A 17,556-nucleotide genomic window follows, 5' to 3' on the forward strand; every position below is an offset into this window, starting at 1 on the left:
AATAGCAACCGCTCACCGCATTTTGGTTGGCGCCGCTTGGGCGGCGCATAGGATCGGCTGCGTTTGCCACGCTGCAGAGCAGGGAAAATCCATGAAAAAAATCGCGGCGCTGACAACCATAGTTGCAGGCCTCGCCAGCTCGTGTGCAGCGCAGGAGGCCATAAATTACGCCAGTATTGATGCTTATCTGGCCGAGACCATTGCAGCAGACCGGCCCGGATGCGGCGTTGGCGTGATTGATGAGGGCGGCCTTTCCTATGAGCGATATCGGGGGCTCGCCGAAAGGGAGCATAATATTCCGTTAACGGAAGAATCCGTTTTCGAAGTCGCGTCGATTTCCAAACAGTTCACGGCCTTCGCGGTCAATCTGCTTGTGGAAGATGGAAAAATTTCGCTTGAAGATCCGGTGAGTGAATATTTTCCGGAGCTCCCTGCCTCGGCCGATCAAATGACGGTCGGGCAATTGCTCACGCATACAAGCGGCGTTCGCGACTATCTGACCTTGATGCTCTATCAGGGTTACAGGCTGCCCGACTATTTTGATGTTGAAGACATTCTCGCGCTGTTGGGGCGCCAGCAGAACACGGATTTCACACCTGGTGAAAAGCAGGAATATTCGAATTCAGGCTATGTCTTGCTGGCGGAGCTGGTTGCGCGCGTTTCGGGCTTGTCGCTGCGTGAGTTCGCGCAGCAGCGCATGTTCGGACCGCTCGGCATGGCGCACACCGTCTTTTATGACGATCCCATGATGATCGTGCCGGGGCGCACCTATGGTTACGCGCCGATGGAGAACGGCGACCTTGGGCGAGACGTAAGCGCCCGCGGCGTTGTCGGCGACGGCGGCGTCTTCACAACGCTCGGCGATCTAGCAAAATGGGACGCCAATTTTTACGACAACAAGCTTGGCGGCGGCGCAGCGCTGATCGAAAGAATTGAAACCCCGGCGACGCTTGCTGACGGTGAGCAAACGCCAATCGCCTCCGGGTTTTTTATCCGTAATTACCGCGGGCAGCGGCAGGTCGGGCACACGGGGTATTATGGCGGATATAAGGGGCTTTATTCCCGTTATCCCGATGTCCATCGCTCGCTGATCGTCCTTTGCAACAATGAAGACTATTCGCCGCCGCGCATGGCGCGTGAGCTCCTTTCCATCATGCTGGCAGGTCATCTGGAGCCCGCCAAAGAGCGGCCGCCACGCCCGGCTGAAGGCGACGATGACGCCAGAACATTTTCATCTCGCGCCATCGCGCCCGGCCGTTATTACAGCGAAGAGCTCGATACTTACTGGGAAATCAGCCGTGAGAACGGCGACACGCGGCTGCGCATTCCTCATGGCGAGCCCATGGCGCTGAAAGCGAGCGGTGAAAACATCCTCGCGCCCGAAGATCAATGGTATGCGCTTCATGTGCCGGCGGGCCGCGGCGAAGCGAAGCGCTTTGACGTCGTCTATGAGGACTATTCGGGCATTCCCTTTGTGAAGACGGATGACGATTAAATTTCCGGCGCGCTAATACCCCGCCACGGTTCCGTCTTTGCGCATCTCCGTCGCGCCCGAATAGACGCCGGTTTCGGGGTCGCGTGCGATCGCCTGATAACCGCCGAAAACAAGGCCGTTATCGACCATGTTCACCTTGTGGCCCATGGCTTTCAGTGTGGAAACCGTTTCCGCCGGGACGCCGGGCTCAAGATCGAGTTGCCCGAGCGGATCGCCGTCGGGACCTGCTGACGCTCGTCCACCCGAATGATGGAAACGCGCGGCGTCGCCCGCCTCCTGCAGGTTCATCCCATGGTCGATCATGTTGACCAGCACCTGCACATGGCCCTGCGGCTGCATGCCCCCGCCCATGAGCCCGAAAGACATGTATGGCTCGCCGTCCTTCATCACGAAGGCCGGAATGATGGTGTGAAACGGGCGTTTTCCGGGCGCGTAGGCGTTCGGATGGTCAGGATCGAGAGAGAACAATTCACCCCGGTCCTGCAACATGAAGCCGAGCCCGTCGGGCGAAAGGCCGGAGCCCATGCCGCGATAGTTTGACTGAATAAGCGAAACCATCATCCCGTCCTTGTCGGCGACGGTGAAGTAAGTGGTGTCGCCCTCGCCGTCGATCGTCGCGGGCGGCGTTCCGGGCGCCGGGTCCGTCATTGCCTTTTCCGGATCGATGAGCGCAAAGCGTTCACGCCCGTAGTCGTCGGATAACAGCCAGTCCAGCGGGATCGCGGCGAATTCGGGGTCGGCGTAGAACTTCGCAAGGTCTTCAAAGGCGAGGCGTTTGGCCTCGACCATGTAATGGAAGACTTCGGCGGATGCCCGCGGCCATTGCGTGAGGTCCACATTCTTCAGAATGTTGAGCATCTGCAACGCGGCGAAGCCTTGCCCGTTGGGCGGCAGTTCGCAGACATCATAGCCCTTGTAATCGACACAGCCGGGCTCCACCCACTCAGCTTCATGGGCGGCGAAATCTTCATAGCGCAAATCGCCGCCAATGCGCTTCATATAAGCGTCGATGGTCTCCGCGATTTCGCCTTCGTAAAAGGCTTTCCGGCCCTTTTTGGCGAGGAGTTTATAGGTCTCAGCAAGGTCCGGGTTTTTGAAAATCTCGCCCGCTTGCGGCGGGCCGTCGGCGAACCAGATGGCGCGCGCATTGTCGAACTCATCGATCAGCGTTTCATATTCGTCAAAGCGCGCGAGGTTCATCCGGAGATATTCGGCGATCACCGGCGAGACCGGAAAACCGTTTTCAGCGTAGCCGATGGCGGGCTCCAGAATTGTCCGCATGGGAAGCTTTCCGAATTTCTCATGCAACGCAAACCAGCCGCTCGCGGCGCCCGGAACGGAAACGGGGAGATGGCCGAAGGGCGGGATGCCCTTGCCTTCGCCCATGATGGCGGCGGATTTGGCTTTTGTTTCTTCAAGGCTGCGTCCCATGGGCGCCCGGCCGGAAGCGTTGAGGCCGTAAAGCTTTTCCGTCTTCGGGTCCCATACAATCGCGAACAGATCGCCGCCGAGACCGCAGCCGGTCGGCTCCATGAGCCCCAGGGCCGCGTTCACCGCAATCGCTGCGTCTGCGGCGCTGCCGCCTTTCTTCAAAATGTCGACGGCGATCTGGCTGGCGAGGGGATGCGCGGTCGCGGCGATTCCGTGCTCGGCGTAAACGGGGCTTCTTGACCAGTTCGCGTCAATGGGTCTGCCGCCCGCGCCGAGCATAGGCTCTTGCGCGAGCGCGCCGCCGGCGACGGTGCAAAGCAATGCGGACAGAATGAGCTTTTTGCCGGATTTCAACGTCATGATGCGTTCCCTCAGAAATGGCGTGACAAGGAGGCTGGCACGGGTTTTCCGCGGGAACAAGGCGCAGGCGTGCGCAATTTCGGTTTATCCCAGAAACAGGACCGCCCGCAGGATATAGGATGTTGCGGCGACAGCGATGAGCCCAAGCACCGCGAGGGCGGCGAACCAGATCAGCCGGCGCATCAGCGGCGCGGGTTTATCTTTATCCGTAGACGGACCAACTGGTTTCAGGGGGTCAGCCATGATAGCCGTCGCCGGGCTTCACCTTTCCCCAGAACAGGGAATAGACATAGACCGTATAAATTAGGATGACGGGCAACATGACGGCGGCGCCGGCGAACATCAGTCCCAGCGCATTGTCGCGCGCCGCGGTCTCCCAGATGGTTTTGGCGAAGGGCACGTTGTAAGGGAAAAGCGAAATGGCGAGACCGAGATAGCCGGTCAGGAAAACACCGGCGCTTAAAAGATAAGGCCGCCAATCGGGCGCTTTTTCAGGTTTCGCCACAATATCGCGCCACAGCCACGCCACCAGCGCCGCCGTAATGATGGGAACGGGCGCGACAACCACAAATTTTGAAAAGTCGATTGCGGTCATGGAAACGCCCCAGCGTTCCGTCACGCGCGGATCGATGGAAAGCGTTGCAAGGCTCACTGCGGCCATGGCGAGCGTGGCGCCGAGCAGTGCGCGGCGGGCCCATTTGCGCGCGCCTTGTTGCGTCGCGCCTTCGGTCTTCAAGATCAGCCAGGAGGCGCCAAGGAGGACGTAACCGATGACAACGGATGCGGCGGTGAGGATCGTAAAGGGCGTCAGCCAGTCCAGGGGGCCGCCGGCATAGGCGCGGCCTTCAACGGCGACGCCCTGAACAAAAGCCCCAAGGATCAGCCCTTGCATGGCCGCGGCGGTGAAGGACCCGCCGGCGAAGGCGCCGTTCCAGAAACGCTTGGTGGTTTTACGCACCGCCTTGTGCCGGAATTCAAAGGCGACGCCGCGAAAAATAAGCGCCGCAAGCATGATGATGATGGGGAGATAAAAGGCGGGCATCAAAATGGCGTAAGCAAGGGGAAAGGCGGCAAAAAGCCCGCCGCCGCCTAGGACCAGCCAAGTCTCATTGCCGTCCCAGACAGGTTCGATGGCGGCCGTCATCATCGAGCGTTCTTCTTCGTTGTCAGCGAAATGACAGAGCATGCCGATGCCGAGATCGAACCCGTCGAGAAGCACGTAAAGCATCACGGCGACAGCGATGAGCCCGGCCCAGATCAGCGGCAAATCCATTTTCGCCTCCTACCCCTCGTCTTCCGCGGTCTTGGCCGGTTCGTCGACAGCGCCCAAAGGCGAGCCCGGCGCGCGGCGTTCTTCCTGTGGCGGCCCGGCGGGTTCGTCGTCAAAGCCGCGGGTGGCGATGCGGCCCATATAAACGACGCCCGCCGTAAAGACGATGGCGTAGACGACCATGAATATAAGGAGCGTCGCCCCGACCTGTCCGGCGACGACCGGCGCTACGCTGTCTTCCGTACGCAATGCTCCGTATACGGTGTAGGGCTGGCGGCCGACTTCCGCCGTGACCCAGCCGGAGATGACGGCGATGAAGCCGAGCGCGCCGCCGGGAACGGCGAGCCAGTGAAAGAGGCCGGGCAAGTGAAGACGGTCTTTGCGCCAGAGCCAAAGCCCCCACCAGCCAATGGCGAGCATGGCGAGCCCCGCCCCCACCATGATGCGGAAGGCCCAGAAAGTGATGAAAACCGGGGGCCGGTCTTCCTTTGAAAAGTCCTTGAGGCCGCGCAGCTCTTCCGCGCCGGGGAAGAGGTAATCGCTGGTGTTCGGAATCTCGAGTTTGAAATGGGTCGTTTCCGCCTCTTCGTCGGGGATGCCGAAAAGGATGGTTCCCTGCTGGTCGGCGGTCTCCCACCAGCCTTCCATGGCGGCGATCTTGGCGGGCTGATGGTGATGGGCGACTTCGCCGGACCAGTGGCCGGCCCAGATTTGCAGCGGCATTAAAAGCGCAAGCGTGCCGGCGGCCATGCGCATCTGATAACGCGTCGCCTGCGCCACGCGCCCGCGCAACACCTGTATCGCGCCGGCGGCCATCACCACAGCCGCGGTGGTGATATAGGCGGCGAGCATCATGTGAACGAAGCGCGAGGGAAAGCTCGGGTTGAAGATCACCTCAAGCCAGTCGGTTGCGTAAAATTTCCCTTCGGCGTCAATGGCGTAGCCCGCCGGGGTCTGCATCCAGCTATTGGCGGACAGGATCCAGAAGGCCGAAATGGTTGTGCCGATGGCGACCGCGCAAGTTGCGATGAAATGCAGGCGCCGGCCGACCCGTTTCCAGCCGAACAACATGACGCCGAGAAAGGTCGCCTCGAGAAAAAAGGCGGTCAGCACTTCATAGCCGAGCAAGGGACCGATGACGGAGCCGGCCTTGTCGGAAAAGACCGACCAGTTGGTGCCGAACTGGTAACTCATGACCACGCCGGAGACTACGCCCATCGCAAAAGCGAGCGCGAAGATTTTCACCCAGTGCAGATAGAGCTTCAGGAAAACGTCGCGTTTTGTTTTCAGCCAAAGCCCTTCGCACACCGCCAGAAACGATGCGAGCCCGATCGTGAAAGCGGGAAACATGATGTGAAAGGCGACAACAAAAGCAAACTGCAGCCGCGACAGGATCAACGCGTCAAGTTCCATCCGGAAACTCCATTGCGTGGCCACTCCTATAAGAGCATGGCCGAGGGCTTGATAGCTGCGACACACGGGACCTGTTGCCGCATTCGAGATCGCCGGCCTGCTGCGCGCCGTGCTTGCCTCTCTCCGTCAGGCTCCTAAGCTGTCGGAAAAGGAGAGCTATATGTCATTGAAACTTATACATTTTCCCATGACACGAAGCCTGCGTGTGGCTTGGGCGCTGTACGAGCTTGGGCTCGACGCCGAGATCGAAACACGGGTTTTTGATCGCGCCAAGTTGAAAGAACCTGACTATCTGAAACTCAATCCGCTCGGCAAAACGCCGGTGTTTTTCGACGGCGATAAACGCATGATCGAATCCGTTGCGATCATTGAGTATCTCGCCAACAAATACGCCAAGGGCGCCCTCAGCCGGAATGCTTCGCATACGGATTATGTGGATTACCTTCAGTGGATGGAGTTCGGCGAGGCCGGCATGGGGGGATATGTGGGCCAGCTCCTTGGACACTCCATGCTGTTGCCGGAAGAATTCCGGATCGAGTCCATGCGGGTCTGGGCGGAAGGCGAGATGAAAAACTGTCTAGACTTCCTTGAGGGCAATCTTGAAGACGACGGTTTTTTGCTGGATGAATTTTCGCTCGCGGATATTTCCGTCGGCTATATTCTTTTCCTGGTCAAAATTTCGCGCAATGGAAAATTGATGGGTGAAAAGACGGCCGCCTATTTTGCGCGGCTCACTGAACGCGACGCCTGGAAGCGCGCTTCAGCCCTCAAGCCATAATCGGGCGCCGTGAAACGAAAACAGCCGCGGCCCCTATGGCGCCGCGGCGTTCTCTTCCCCCGGGTCCCCCCTGATAAGTCGGGCGGCCGCCGTCATCATGACGGCTCTCCCACTGGCCAGCCTCGAGCGACCATATGGCCGCTTTTGAACGCGCATGATTGTATAAATTGGACATGAACGCGCCCTGGCCCGTGATGCGGTGGGTTGGAGGCAATAAGTATAGACATCTATATTATAGGCATCTATATATTTCTTTGGGAGGAGAAACCCATGGTCACCAGACGAGCGATTTTATGGACCGGCGCGGGAGCGGTGGTTCTGGCGGGTGCGGGCCTTGCGTCCCTGCTTCATTCCGATTTGTCAAAGGCGCGGGCGCCCTGGAAGGCGGCGGGAACGGGGTTTGGCGACAAGCGCCTCGACGCCCTTTCCTATGCCGTGCTCGCGCCGAACCCGCATAATATGCAGCCATGGCTCATTCGCCTTGATGGCGAAGATGCGCTGATGCTGTTTTGCGATTCCGGCAGGCTTTTGCGCAGCACCGACCCGCAAGACCGGCAGATTGTCATTGGTCTTGGCGCGTTTCTGGAGCTTTTGCGGCTGGCCGCCGCCGAGCAGGGTTTTGCGCTTGAGGTGGATGCCTTTCCCGAAGGTGAACCGCAGCCGACCCTCGACGGGCGTCCGGTCGCCGCCGTCCGCTTTGTGGCGGATGCGGGCCGGAAAGATCCTTTATTTGCGCATATTCTGACGCGCCGGACGTCCCGGGTCGCCTTTGACCAGAACCGGCCGGTCGCTGCGGAAACCCTGAATGCGCTTGATCAGGCGTTAAGGCCTGAAGACGGCGAATTCGAATGGGTGAACGATGCGAGCAATGTCGACGCCCTGAAAACAATTTGCCGCGAAGGCTGGCGCATTGAAATGGAGACGGCGCCGACACGCCATGAATCGGCGATGCTGACACGCATCGGCGATGATGAGATCAACGCCGATCCCGACGGCATCTCGCTGTTTGGTCCTGTGATGGAGGCGGCGCGATTGATCGGCATGCTGACAAAAGAAAAGATGGATGAAGTCGGGTCGCCCGCCTACCAGGCGACGATTGATTTTTATAACGGCAATATCGACACCTCGATGGCGTTTGGCTGGTTGTCGACGGCAGGTAATTCCCGTGCGGATCAATTGCGCGCCGGGGCGGGTTGGGTGCGTCTGCATCTGGCGGCGACCGGGCTCGGCCTCGCCATGCAGCCTTTCAGTCAGGCGTTGCAGGAGTTTCCGGAAATGGCGGAAATCTATGCGGAAATTCATGACTTTACCGGAGTTGAAACGCCGCGCGCGCCGCTTGCTGGCCGGCTTCAGGGGCTGTTTCGTTTCGGTTACGCCAAGCCCGGCCCCGCCGCTCCGCGCTGGCCGCTGGAAACGAGGCTGATCGCCGCCGATGCATGACAAGAATGGAAAGGCGCCGAACCCCGGCGCGGAAGCAGGGCTTCCCGGCGACCCTGTTCTCTTCAAGGTGCTGACGGAAATCTCGATTATCTCGAACCTCGCCGACCGGGAGTTTGAACGGTTGATGCCGGGCGGGCTGACCCTTGCGCAGTTCGGGGTTCTGAATCATCTCCTGCGTCTTGGCGCGCAGCAGACCATTGGCGAAATTGCGTCGGCGATGCAGGTCGCTCAGCCCTCCATGTCGTCCACGGTCAAGAAGCTCACCGACAAAAGCTATGTCGAGCTTATTCCGGATACGGAAGACCGGCGGGTGAAGCGGGTGAAGGTGACGCCGGCCGGACGCGCCGCGCGCGATCGCGCTGTGAAGGCGACGGCGCCGGGGCTCGCCGCCTTGGGCGAAGCGACGCCGGGCGTTGACTGGGCCGCGATGCTTGGCGAGCTCACGCGGCTCAGAATGTTAATAGATACAAAGACCTAGCGCGCCGGGAAGGCTTTGGGATTGCGCAGGATCGCGGCCGAGACAAGCGCCACAGCAAGGCCCACCGGGAAGATCTCGACAAAGAGCGTCATGGGAAACCGGTAGAACGGGTTTTTGTAATTCTCCACAAACTGTTCCATGGCGGCCCGCGCTTTTTCAAGTTCGGCGCCGGTGACGCCGGCCGCTTCCTTGTTCGCGATAACGCCGTTCGCGTAGCTTTCAGCGAACTCATAGCCGGTGGCGGCGAGATAAAGCTCCCAACCAGTTGCATAGAAGACGCCGGCGACAAGCGCGATCGCAACGCCAAGCCCGAAGGCGGGCGCGAATTTTATCACCCCGCCCAGCTCGCGATCGCGATGGCGTTTGATCCCGAGGAAGATCATGGTCAGCGCCACCAGCATGACGGTGTAGCCGAAGACTGCGCCGCCGGTTCCCAGGTCGTGATCGTCAAACACAAAGCCAAGGCACATGACGCCGATGGTGATGGAGCCGGCGATGGCGCCGTAAATCAGGGCGATGCGAAGCATGGCGTTTCTCCTGTTTGTTGTGATTATTACGAGGTTGCGGGCGGTTCGAAAATCGCCAGCAGATTGCCTTCCGGGTCCTTGAACCAGGCGAACTTTCCGCCGCCGCCCGGGGTCTCACTGGGAATTTCTACCGGCCCCACCGTTACCTCGCCGCCCTCTGCGCGGATTGCGTCACAGCCGGCGTCCACATCCGCGACCTCCATATAGATCATGACATAATTGTGCGGTTCGTGGCCGAGCGCGGTGACCGCGCCGTCGATCCCCTTGCCGCCGCCGGTTTCCATTTCGGTGTTGAACGGGGCTTCTTTTGGCGTCCAGCCGAATACCTTTTCGTAGAACGCGACGGTCTTTCCCCGGTCGCGGCAGCCTATATCAAAACGGATGACGGGCGCTCCCATAGTTCTCTCCTTATTGAGCGGTGGACATCTGGCGGTTGGTTCGGCGCGCATAGCGGTCGATGACGGGCTGAAAATCCTGTTGCGCGTTGAAGCGGATGAAGTCGCGAAACCCGGGCATATCGAAGGCTTCAGGCGCGTTGACGGTGAAACATCCCTTTCGAATGCGCACGCCCGTCAGCCGCGCCCGCGCAAAGCGGATCGCGTCCTCGCAGGAAGACATCACCATGGAATGAAAGCTGAGCCCGCGGACGGTGCTGGTGAGGGCGTATTTCAGAACGCCCTGCTGGTGATAGCGCAGGGCGCTCTTCGCGTTCATGAAGGCGCCGGCGGTCATGGTCACGGATGCATCCTCCTCCAGAACGGCGGCGCTGATCGCGCGGGCGAGGCCAGCGGTTGCGCCGCCCTGACCCTGATGGAATTGACCCTGACAGAATTCGAGCATGTTTTCCCTCTTCCGGCGCCGTTAAGGTCGCCAAGACTGGCGTGCAACGGAGGGCCGGCGCCATCGCCCGAAAGGGTGAAATTGCATAATTTCAGAGACTTATGACGGCTCAGGGGATCAGCGCCAGCTCGCGCGCTTTCTGAATGGCCTGGGTCCGGCGCGAGACGTCGAGCTTTTCATAAAGGCTCGAAACCTGCGTCTTCACCGTGTTGGGAGAGACGTCGAAACGCCGCGCGATCTCCTTGTTGGAAAGACCATCTGCGAGGGCCGTGAGGGTTTCATGCTCGCGGGCCGTGATCCCGAGAGATGCGAGCGCGGCGCGGTTCACCTCAAATACGGGCGGCGCGGATTTGCGCGAGAGCCGCGCGCCCGCCCAGGCGCCGAGCCCGGTGAAGGCGACGGCAAGGAGAAGAAGGTAGATCTCGCCCGCATGGACCCGGGTCACATATTTGAATTCGAGCCAGGAGAGCGCCATGGCGGCGAGCGCGAGGCCGAGGGCGTAAAGGGCGATGGTCCGTTTCATGAGGGCGCATGTTGCCCAAAAACGCCTGCCGCTTCCAGATCAGCTTTTAGGGGGTGTGGGCGTCGATATCGGCGAGCTGATCTGCAAGCGCCTTTTGGAAGGCAGGCCACGCCTCGCAGCGTTTGAGATAAGGGCCAAGCACGGCGTCCTGCGTCACAAGATCGGTGTGCATGACGATCCGGAGCACCGTCGCCATTGCAATATCCGCGATCGTAAAGCGCCCGGCGGCGAGCCAGTCGCGGCTTTCTAGCGCGACGGAAAGTTCGCCCAACCGCTTTTTTGCGATCTCCTCCACGCTGGCGCGCGCGCCTTGATACCAGTCCTTGTCGCGGTGGAAACGGTCATGCATGACGAGCGCCTGCAACTGCGGCTCCACGGTGTTGAGCGCGGCGAACAGCCAGGTCGTCATCTCCGCTTTCCCGTCTGCGTCGCCGGGCGCGAGCTTGTCAGACTTCTCCGCGAGGTGCAGCAGAATGGCGCCGGTTTCAAACATCACCTTCCCGTCTTCTTCATAGACCGGAATCTGGCCGAAGGGTTGTTTGGCGCGCCAGTCCGGGGCGTCGCGCCCGCCCAGCGGCACAAACTTCATTTCATAGGCAAGGCCCGCTTCTTCGAGCGCCCAGCGCAGGCGGAGATCGCGCAACAGCCCGCGCGCGAAATCCGGGACCCAGTCGACGGTGTGGATGGCGATCATCAGGCTAACCTATTGATTATAATCCATTTCCGTAATTTCCGGCGGGGTCGGCGGGCCCAGAAACTCCGCGTCGATGCGGAACTCGATTTCGTTGCTGAGGGCGCCGGGGGAGTTTTCTGTGGGCAGATATTGGGTCATGCCAAAATCGGCGCGATCTAATGTTCCGTGTGCTGAGAAACTGATCCGCGCCTGTGGGTCATGGGGGTGAAAGCCGGGATAGCCGCCAACATAGTCCGCTTCCATGGTCACGGGGACGGTGACGCCCAGCAATGTCAGCTCGCCTTCGACGGTTGCGCTTCGCGCGCCGGTTTGGGTGACCCCGGTCGAGGTGAAGGTGATGGTCGGATAATCTTCCGTCTGGAGCCAGTCTGGCCCGAGCAGTGTATCGTGGAAGTTTTCCGGCGGATTGGGGATCGTCAGGGAACGGACATTTATGACGGCGCTGACAGCCATGGTTTCGGGCGCGGCCGGATCAAAATCGAGCGTCGCGCTGAAGTCCGAAAAACCGGCGGTGTAATGGGATAGACCCATATGGAGAATTCGAAAGACGAGGGTCGCATGGCTCGGGTCCATCCGGTATTCGCCGGCGGGGGCCGTGATGTCGGGCGCCGTGGAGTCTATAGCTGTGGTTTCGCCCGTGGCGGGGCTTTCCGGCGCGTCGCTGCAGGCGGTCAGGGCCGCCGCGGACAGGATCGCTAACGCTTTGAATTTCAATTGGAATTCCCCTTTGTGACGCCGCATTGCCCGGATTCCGGCGCGCGCCCTGCGGTCTTGAGCGCGGCATAGGCTTCGCGGGGCCGGTCGGTGGCGATGATGTCTGCGCCCTGGGCGGCGATATCGGCGTAAAGCGCTTCATAGCCCGAGCGCGCGATGTCATTGTCGATGGAATCGCGCCCGCCCAGCGTGCCGAAAATCACCTCCACATCGCGGCCATTGAGGATCGAGAAAAGCCGCGGGCGCGGGTCCTCGGTTCCGGTGAAGCCCAGGAGACGGTCGTCGGAAACGCCGGCGGCGACAGCGCGGTTGAGCTCCGACTGGGTGTCGAGGGAAAGGGAGATCATCGCTTCGGGCAAAAGATCATGCAGCTTTGCCGCCGAGGCCGTGGATGAGGCGATGAGGATCACCCGATCCTCCGCATCCTGATTTTTGACTTCGGCGATGACGTCTTCATAGCGGGTCGTGCGTTTGAAATCGATCTGGAGGATGGTGCGTCCCTCCGCCCAGCGCAGCGCGTCGGCGAAATAGGTCGGGGCGAAGTCCGTTTTGCGGCCGTCATTATCTTCGAGGGAGAGGCGGGAAAGCTCGTCCCAGGAAAGCGCGTCCGCCGGTCCTTCGCCGGTGGTCGTGCGCTCCAGCGTGTCGTCATGATGGAGGTAAAGCGCGCCGTCGGAAGACGTCGCCACATCGATCTCCATGATCGCGGGGATATCGGCCATCAGGGCCGCCATGGTTTCGACCGCGTTTTCCGGATAGCCGGGATAGGGCCCGCCGCGATGGGCGGAGACGAGCGCGACACCCTTATCCTCAAGGCAGTCGAAAAAGCTGTTGAGATCGCCTTCAGGCGCGATGGACCAGCCTTCGCCGGCGGGAAGTTCATATGAATCCGTGTTGGTCACAGAGTCACCGCAGGCGGCGAGCGCGCAAAAGCTAACGGCGATTAACCATCTATCCATTTGAAAACACACAAATCTACAGGGTTAACACAATGGCGCCGGCGCTTTTTCCACTCTCCAGGAGACGGTGGGCGTCGGCGACATCGCCTAAGGGGAAGGAGCGCTCGATCTTCGGCTTCAAAGCGCCTTTGGCGACCATATCGAACAGCGCGGCCGCCATGGCCGGGAGCCGGTCCGGGGTGGCGTAATGAAAGAGTGAAGGCCGGGTGAGGGTGAGAGAGCCGCGGCGCATGAGCTCCAGCGGAGAGACCGCCGGAACAGGGCCCGAGGCGTTGCCGAAGGTCACCATGTGACCGCGCAGGGCGAGACTGTCGAGCGAAGCCTCGAAGGTCGCCTCACCCACGGAATCGTAGACCACCTCAACCCCGTTGCCGCCGGTCAGGCGGCGCACTTCGCTGGCGATATTATCGGTCTGTGTACGGACGATAACTTCATCGGCGCCGTTGTCCCGGGCGACGGATTCTTTCTCCGCCGCGCCGACAACGCCGATAACCCGCGCCCCGATATGTTTCGCCCACTGGCAAAGAAGCGTGCCGACCCCGCCAGCCGCGGCGTGAACAAGACAGGTTTCGCCGGCCTTGAGGGGATAAACCTGGCGCACCAGCATTTCGGCGGTGAGCCCCTTGAGGAAGATCGCGGCCGCTGCTTCGTCGCTGACGCCGTCGGGGATCTTTGCGCAAAGCGTCGCGGCGCCATTGGCGCGCTCGGCATAGGCGCCGGAAGAATGAAGACAGGCGGCGCGATCGCCCGGCTTGAAGCCGGAAACGCCCTCGCCGACAGCGTCCACGACACCCGCCGCTTCTGAGCCTAAAATTGCCGGTAACTCAACAGGATAGAGGCCCTTACGCTGATAGATATCGATGAAATTGAGGCCAATGGCATGATGGCGCAGCTGGATCTGGCCGAAGCCGGGCGGCGGCAAATCGTGGGCCTTGAGGACGAAGCCTTCCGGCCCGCCATGGTCATTGAGAAAGACGGCTTTGCTCATGGGTCTCCTTAGCGGCAACGTTGTTCCATGCTTAGCAGAAAGACAAAGAGAGACCAGCATGGGTTCCGCCCCGAGCGAACGAGCGTTGACGCGAGCGGCCGGAGGAGAGAGGGTTCGACGGCAAAACTGCGGGAGGGGCCGTTCATGCGCCAATTATTCGTCGCCATTCTTGGCGCCTTGTTGCTCGGGTCGTGCGCGACAAGCGTCATGAGCGAGAAGGAATGTCTCGCCGGAGACTGGTATGGCGCAGGCTTCGCCGACGGCGCTGCCGGCAAGTTTGAAACATCCTTCGAAGAGCGCGCCATCGCCTGTCAGGAACATGATGTGGGCGCCGATCAGCGGGCTTATTTCGATGGCCGCCGCGCCGGCCTCGACCGGCTTTGCACTGAGCCCGGCGGTTTCGATTATGGCCGGGCCGGAGAGAATTATCTCGGCGTTTGCGGTCGGGATCGGGAAGAGGGGTTTCTCGCCGGCTATATTTCCGGCCAGCGGATTTTTGCAGCCGAAGCGTCGCGCAATGCGGCGGAAAGCGCCTATGACAGCGCCGTCTCCCGGGTGAACGGCTATCGCGATGACATCAGGCGAGCCCGAAAACGCCTCAGCGATCCGGAGTCCACCGAAAAGGAGATCAAGCGGGCGCGCAAGGATCTCGATTACGCCCGGGACAATCTCCCGGACGCCGAGCGCGACGTGGACGCAACGCTTTATGAACTGGGCCGGGCTGATGAGGCTTTCGAGCAGACGATTTCATCCTCCAACGCCTGGGCGCAGAGCCGGGAATTCGCAGCGATCCATGCGGGGCTGAGGGAGGCCCATGAATTCGCCCGCGCCCATGACGGCGTTGATTTCTGCACCGACGATTTCGAAGGCTATTATACGCGCTGTGAAATCCGCTATGGCGCGCGCCTGACCGATAGCGGGACAGGGGCCGTGTGTGCGGTGGGGCCGGGGGAGGCGCGGTTCCTGCGCCGGGTTTTGCCGCGGGGGAGAGGCGCCCGTCAGACCTATGAGTTCTTCCCCGTTGACCCGGAAAACGGCCGGCGGGCGCGCCGCCCGGTTGGCGGGTTTGACGTCCTTTTCGCCGAAAATGGCGACTATCAGGGGATCGCCTGCAACGCCGGTCTGTAACCGGGGCTGATCGCTTTCGCTCTGTCGCCTATCGCGCAATTGCGCTATGGGCTGGACCCCACCAATACGGCCCAGCCTATAGGAGCCCCCATAAGATGAAGCTCACGATCAATATCGACTGCACGCCGGCGGAGGCGCGGGCGTTTTTCGGCCAGCCGGACCTTGAGCCCATGAACCAGATGATCGTCGATGAAATGAAGAAACGGGCGAAAGAGAATATGGACACCCTCGCCGATCCTGAACGGCTCATGGCGCAGTGGATGGCCATGTCCGGCAAAAGCTTCGAGCAGTTCCAGTCCATGATGGGCATGAGCCCGAAGAAGAAATAGCGGAAGGCTGAACCCCCGTGGCTGTGGATACCATTTTCGCGCGCGCGTCGGGCGCCGGAAAAGCCGGTGTCGCCGTCTACCGCCTGTCAGGCCCCGACGCGCATAAGATTTTCAACAAATTAGTTGGTAAACGGATTAATAATCGCGAGGCCGCCTATGTGGCCGTGCGCGATCCGGGGGACGGATCGGTCATCGATCGCGGCCAAATTATCGATAAAGGATTGGCCATACTTTTCGAAGGGCCCAAGAGTTTCACTGGCGAGGATGTGGCGGAGTTAAGCCTTCATGGCGCCCGCGCCGTCGAAGAGGCGCTTTATGATGCGCTGACGAGGCTCGGCGCCCGGCCCGCCGAGGCTGGCGAGTTCACCCTCAGGGCGCTGAAAAACGGCAAGCTCGATCTCGCCCAGGTCGAGGCCCTCGCCGATCTTATCGATAGCGAAACGACCCTACAGAGAAAGCAGGCTTTGGGTCAGCTCGACGGACGCCTTTCCGAGGTCGCTGAGGGCTGGCGCAAGGAAATTCTGAGCGTTCTGGCGCCGCTGGAAGCGGACATCGATTTTCCGGATGAGGGCGATGTGCCGGCCGCCGTCGCGGCGCGCGCCGGGCCCGCCATCGCGGCGCTTAAGACTTCATTAACCACGTTTCTTAACCAATCCATCAGTGCACGGAAGATCCGCGAAGGCGTCTCGATCGCCATCATCGGCCCCCCCAACGCCGGCAAGTCATCCCTGATCAACGCGCTGGCCGGCTCCGACGTCGCGATTGTTTCCGATATCGCCGGGACGACGCGGGACATTGTCGAAACGAGACTCGATCTCGGCGTTGTCGCGACCATCGCGGACACGGCGGGGTTGCGCGGTATGGCCAGTGACGCGATCGAGGAAGAGGGCGTCAAACGCGCGCGGGCAAAGGCGAAAGAGGCCGATATCCGCGTGCTGGTGATTGATGGCAGTGAGACTGTTTCATGTGAAACATTGCTATCCGGGCTCACGGAAAATGTTCCACGTGAAACACTCGACCTGCTTCAGCCCGGGGACATCATTGTCTGGAATAAGTCAGACCGGGTTTCGGGCGGTCTGAGTCTTGATACGAAACACTCTCCGTATACGGAGCTCGCCATTTCGGCGAAAACCGGCGCCGGTATGGCCGCGCTTCTTCATGCTTTGACGGACAAGGCTGCTGAGGGGGCGAAAACGGACGGCCCCGCCCTCACCCGCGCCCGGCACATCGCTGCGGTGGAGGAGGCCCTCGCCGCCCTGACCCGGGCCGAGGCCAAAATCGCCTCCGCGCCGGAGCTTGCGGCCGAGGACGCCCGTCTCGCCGCCCGGGCGCTCGGCAAGATCACCGGCGCTGTGGGGGTAGAAGACGTCCTCGGCGAGATTTTCTCGAGCTTTTGTATCGGCAAATGAGCCTATTCGGCGGGCGCCGGCGTATTGCGTAAAAGCCGGGCCTTGCCCGCCGCCCGGCGTAAAAGCTCGGCGGCGTCGAGTTCACCCCGAAGTTCGAGCCGCGCCGCGGCGCGCTCGTAATTGCGGTATTTCTCTCTCAGCCGCTCATTGAGCTGGTCAGCGAGTTCCTGGCCCTGAATAGCGGCCTTGTGAGACGCGCCCTCCTGCGCGGTCTCGCCGAATAACGGTTTTCCCCCGGAACGAAGAATTGCAATTTGCGCCATAAACGGGCCCCTTCTTTGAGTTGTTGCGCTCCGATAAGGGGCGGTAGTGCAGCGAGCGTGCCCGAAACGGGGCTTCGGCCTTATGCTTTCCAAATTGTAAAGTTGGACCTTTGTTGCGGCGCTTCTTTCTTGATCGGCGCCCGAACCGAAAACCGCACACACTTTTTCTGGGCGCACTCAATGTTGCGCAACAATTCGTGACCCTAAAACTTATCCCCGCCCCCTCCAGCAGGCCTTACAATGGCTCATGTGAACGGATTGGAAAGCGCGGCCGGCTAGTCTTGGGTCATGTGCTACGACCTCGACCGGCAGCTGTTCTGGATCATATCGGGCCTTCTGGTCGCGGTGAGCCTGTTGTGCCTTTTCACCTTGCGCCAGTTCATCCGGCAGTTGCGCAGCGCAAGAAGCCCGGCCGGTCTTGCCCAAGTGGTGCTGGACCACTTTCCGGCGCTCATCGTCAACGGCATCTGGCTCTTTATCGTCGCCAGTGTCGCCGGGGCGTGCATCTACTGATCTG

The 17,556-nt window shown here is 60.8% G+C and carries 21 protein-coding genes; 8 read left to right on the plus strand and 13 right to left on the minus strand.

Annotation, left to right across the window (positions count from 1 at the left end; genetic code table 11):
• Positions 1 to 91 precede the first annotated feature (91 nt).
• Positions 92 to 1,495: a serine hydrolase domain-containing protein gene (locus ACFC5L_RS02825; RefSeq protein WP_375201798.1), complete on the plus strand. Its 1,404-nt coding sequence runs from the start codon at positions 92 to 94 to the stop codon at positions 1,493 to 1,495.
• Between the two features lie 12 nt (positions 1,496 to 1,507).
• On the opposite strand, the gene ggt is transcribed toward ACFC5L_RS02825, so the two are convergent.
• The 4 genes from ggt to ACFC5L_RS02845 all read right to left on the minus strand — a co-directional run bounded on the left by ggt (position 1,508) and on the right by ACFC5L_RS02845 (position 5,969).
• Positions 1,508 to 3,286: a gamma-glutamyltransferase gene (gene ggt / locus ACFC5L_RS02830; protein WP_375201797.1), complete on the minus strand. Its 1,779-nt coding sequence runs from the start codon at positions 3,284 to 3,286 to the stop codon at positions 1,508 to 1,510.
• Positions 3,287 to 3,370: 84 nt separating this feature from the next.
• Positions 3,371 to 3,529 (minus strand): DUF2474 domain-containing protein, encoded by a 159-nt coding sequence (locus tag ACFC5L_RS02835; protein ID WP_375201796.1) that lies wholly within the window; start codon positions 3,527 to 3,529, stop codon positions 3,371 to 3,373.
• Positions 3,522 to 4,559 carry a cytochrome d ubiquinol oxidase subunit II gene (cydB, locus tag ACFC5L_RS02840; RefSeq protein ID WP_375201795.1) on the minus strand — a complete coding sequence of 346 codons (1,038 nt, stop codon included), beginning with the start codon at positions 4,557 to 4,559 and terminating at the stop codon, positions 3,522 to 3,524. The genes ACFC5L_RS02835 and cydB overlap by 8 nt, the downstream gene beginning before the upstream one ends.
• A gap of 9 nt (positions 4,560 to 4,568) precedes the next feature.
• Positions 4,569 to 5,969 (minus strand): cytochrome ubiquinol oxidase subunit I, encoded by a 1,401-nt coding sequence (locus tag ACFC5L_RS02845; protein ID WP_375201794.1) that lies wholly within the window; start codon positions 5,967 to 5,969, stop codon positions 4,569 to 4,571.
• 160 nt (positions 5,970 to 6,129) lie between these two features.
• Here ACFC5L_RS02845 and ACFC5L_RS02850 point away from each other — a divergent pair, with 160 nt between their 5' ends.
• The 3 genes from ACFC5L_RS02850 (at position 6,130) to ACFC5L_RS02860 (ending at position 8,665) form a co-directional block, all read left to right on the plus strand.
• Positions 6,130 to 6,747, plus strand: a complete 618-nt coding sequence (locus ACFC5L_RS02850; protein WP_375201793.1) for a glutathione S-transferase family protein — start codon at positions 6,130 to 6,132, stop codon at positions 6,745 to 6,747.
• A gap of 270 nt (positions 6,748 to 7,017) precedes the next feature.
• Positions 7,018 to 8,187 carry an Acg family FMN-binding oxidoreductase gene (locus tag ACFC5L_RS02855; RefSeq protein ID WP_375201792.1) on the plus strand — a complete coding sequence of 390 codons (1,170 nt, stop codon included), beginning with the start codon at positions 7,018 to 7,020 and terminating at the stop codon, positions 8,185 to 8,187.
• A complete protein-coding gene (locus ACFC5L_RS02860) occupies positions 8,180 to 8,665 on the plus strand; it encodes a MarR family winged helix-turn-helix transcriptional regulator (RefSeq protein ID WP_375201791.1) in 486 nt (161 codons plus the stop codon). The genes ACFC5L_RS02855 and ACFC5L_RS02860 overlap by 8 nt, the downstream gene beginning before the upstream one ends.
• Here ACFC5L_RS02860 and ACFC5L_RS02865 read toward each other — a convergent pair.
• From ACFC5L_RS02865 to ACFC5L_RS02900, 8 genes are all read right to left on the minus strand, one after another.
• Positions 8,662 to 9,192 carry a DUF4199 domain-containing protein gene (locus ACFC5L_RS02865; RefSeq protein WP_375201790.1) on the minus strand — a complete coding sequence of 177 codons (531 nt, stop codon included), beginning with the start codon at positions 9,190 to 9,192 and terminating at the stop codon, positions 8,662 to 8,664. The genes ACFC5L_RS02860 and ACFC5L_RS02865 overlap by 4 nt on opposite strands.
• A 26-nt stretch (positions 9,193 to 9,218) precedes the next feature.
• Positions 9,219 to 9,590 (minus strand): VOC family protein, encoded by a 372-nt coding sequence (locus ACFC5L_RS02870; protein ID WP_375201789.1) that lies wholly within the window; start codon positions 9,588 to 9,590, stop codon positions 9,219 to 9,221.
• A 10-nt stretch (positions 9,591 to 9,600) separates the two neighbouring features.
• On the minus strand, positions 9,601 to 10,032 hold the full coding sequence (locus ACFC5L_RS02875) for a hypothetical protein (protein WP_375201788.1): 432 nt from the start codon (positions 10,030 to 10,032) through the stop codon (positions 9,601 to 9,603).
• A 109-nt stretch (positions 10,033 to 10,141) separates the two neighbouring features.
• On the minus strand, positions 10,142 to 10,555 hold the full coding sequence (locus ACFC5L_RS02880) for a response regulator transcription factor (RefSeq protein ID WP_375201787.1): 414 nt from the start codon (positions 10,553 to 10,555) through the stop codon (positions 10,142 to 10,144).
• Between the two features lie 46 nt (positions 10,556 to 10,601).
• A complete protein-coding gene (locus ACFC5L_RS02885) occupies positions 10,602 to 11,249 on the minus strand; it encodes a glutathione S-transferase family protein (protein WP_375201786.1) in 648 nt (215 codons plus the stop codon).
• 9 nt (positions 11,250 to 11,258) lie between these two features.
• Positions 11,259 to 11,963, minus strand: coding sequence for a YceI family protein (locus ACFC5L_RS02890; RefSeq protein WP_375201785.1), 705 nt, complete (start codon positions 11,961 to 11,963; stop codon positions 11,259 to 11,261).
• Positions 11,960 to 12,922: a glycerophosphodiester phosphodiesterase family protein gene (locus tag ACFC5L_RS02895; protein ID WP_375201784.1), complete on the minus strand. Its 963-nt coding sequence runs from the start codon at positions 12,920 to 12,922 to the stop codon at positions 11,960 to 11,962. The genes ACFC5L_RS02890 and ACFC5L_RS02895 overlap by 4 nt, the downstream gene beginning before the upstream one ends.
• Before the next feature lie 16 nt (positions 12,923 to 12,938).
• On the minus strand, positions 12,939 to 13,910 hold the full coding sequence (locus ACFC5L_RS02900) for a quinone oxidoreductase family protein (protein WP_375201783.1): 972 nt from the start codon (positions 13,908 to 13,910) through the stop codon (positions 12,939 to 12,941).
• Positions 13,911 to 14,054: 144 nt separating this feature from the next.
• Here ACFC5L_RS02900 and ACFC5L_RS02905 point away from each other — a divergent pair, with 144 nt between their 5' ends.
• The 3 genes from ACFC5L_RS02905 to mnmE all read left to right on the plus strand — a co-directional run bounded on the left by ACFC5L_RS02905 (position 14,055) and on the right by mnmE (position 16,776).
• Entirely contained in the window at positions 14,055 to 15,038 is a 984-nt protein-coding gene (locus ACFC5L_RS02905; protein WP_375201782.1) for a DUF2799 domain-containing protein, read from the plus strand.
• A 95-nt stretch (positions 15,039 to 15,133) separates the two neighbouring features.
• Positions 15,134 to 15,367 (plus strand): DUF6489 family protein, encoded by a 234-nt coding sequence (locus tag ACFC5L_RS02910; RefSeq protein WP_375201781.1) that lies wholly within the window; start codon positions 15,134 to 15,136, stop codon positions 15,365 to 15,367.
• Between the two features lie 17 nt (positions 15,368 to 15,384).
• Positions 15,385 to 16,776 (plus strand): tRNA uridine-5-carboxymethylaminomethyl(34) synthesis GTPase MnmE, encoded by a 1,392-nt coding sequence (gene mnmE, locus ACFC5L_RS02915; RefSeq protein ID WP_375201780.1) that lies wholly within the window; start codon positions 15,385 to 15,387, stop codon positions 16,774 to 16,776.
• Positions 16,777 to 16,778: 2 nt separating this feature from the next.
• Here the strand turns inward: mnmE and ACFC5L_RS02920 are convergent, their stop codons facing one another.
• On the minus strand, positions 16,779 to 17,039 hold the full coding sequence (locus ACFC5L_RS02920; protein WP_375201779.1) for a hypothetical protein: 261 nt from the start codon (positions 17,037 to 17,039) through the stop codon (positions 16,779 to 16,781).
• 288 nt (positions 17,040 to 17,327) lie between these two features.
• Between ACFC5L_RS02920 and ACFC5L_RS02925 the strand changes: the two genes are divergently transcribed.
• Positions 17,328 to 17,552, plus strand: coding sequence for a hypothetical protein (locus ACFC5L_RS02925; RefSeq protein WP_375201778.1), 225 nt, complete (start codon positions 17,328 to 17,330; stop codon positions 17,550 to 17,552).
• The last annotated feature ends 4 nt before the right edge of the window (positions 17,553 to 17,556 follow it).

Source organism: Hyphococcus sp., assembly GCF_041986965.1.
Classification (GTDB): domain Bacteria; phylum Pseudomonadota; class Alphaproteobacteria; order Caulobacterales; family Parvularculaceae; genus Hyphococcus.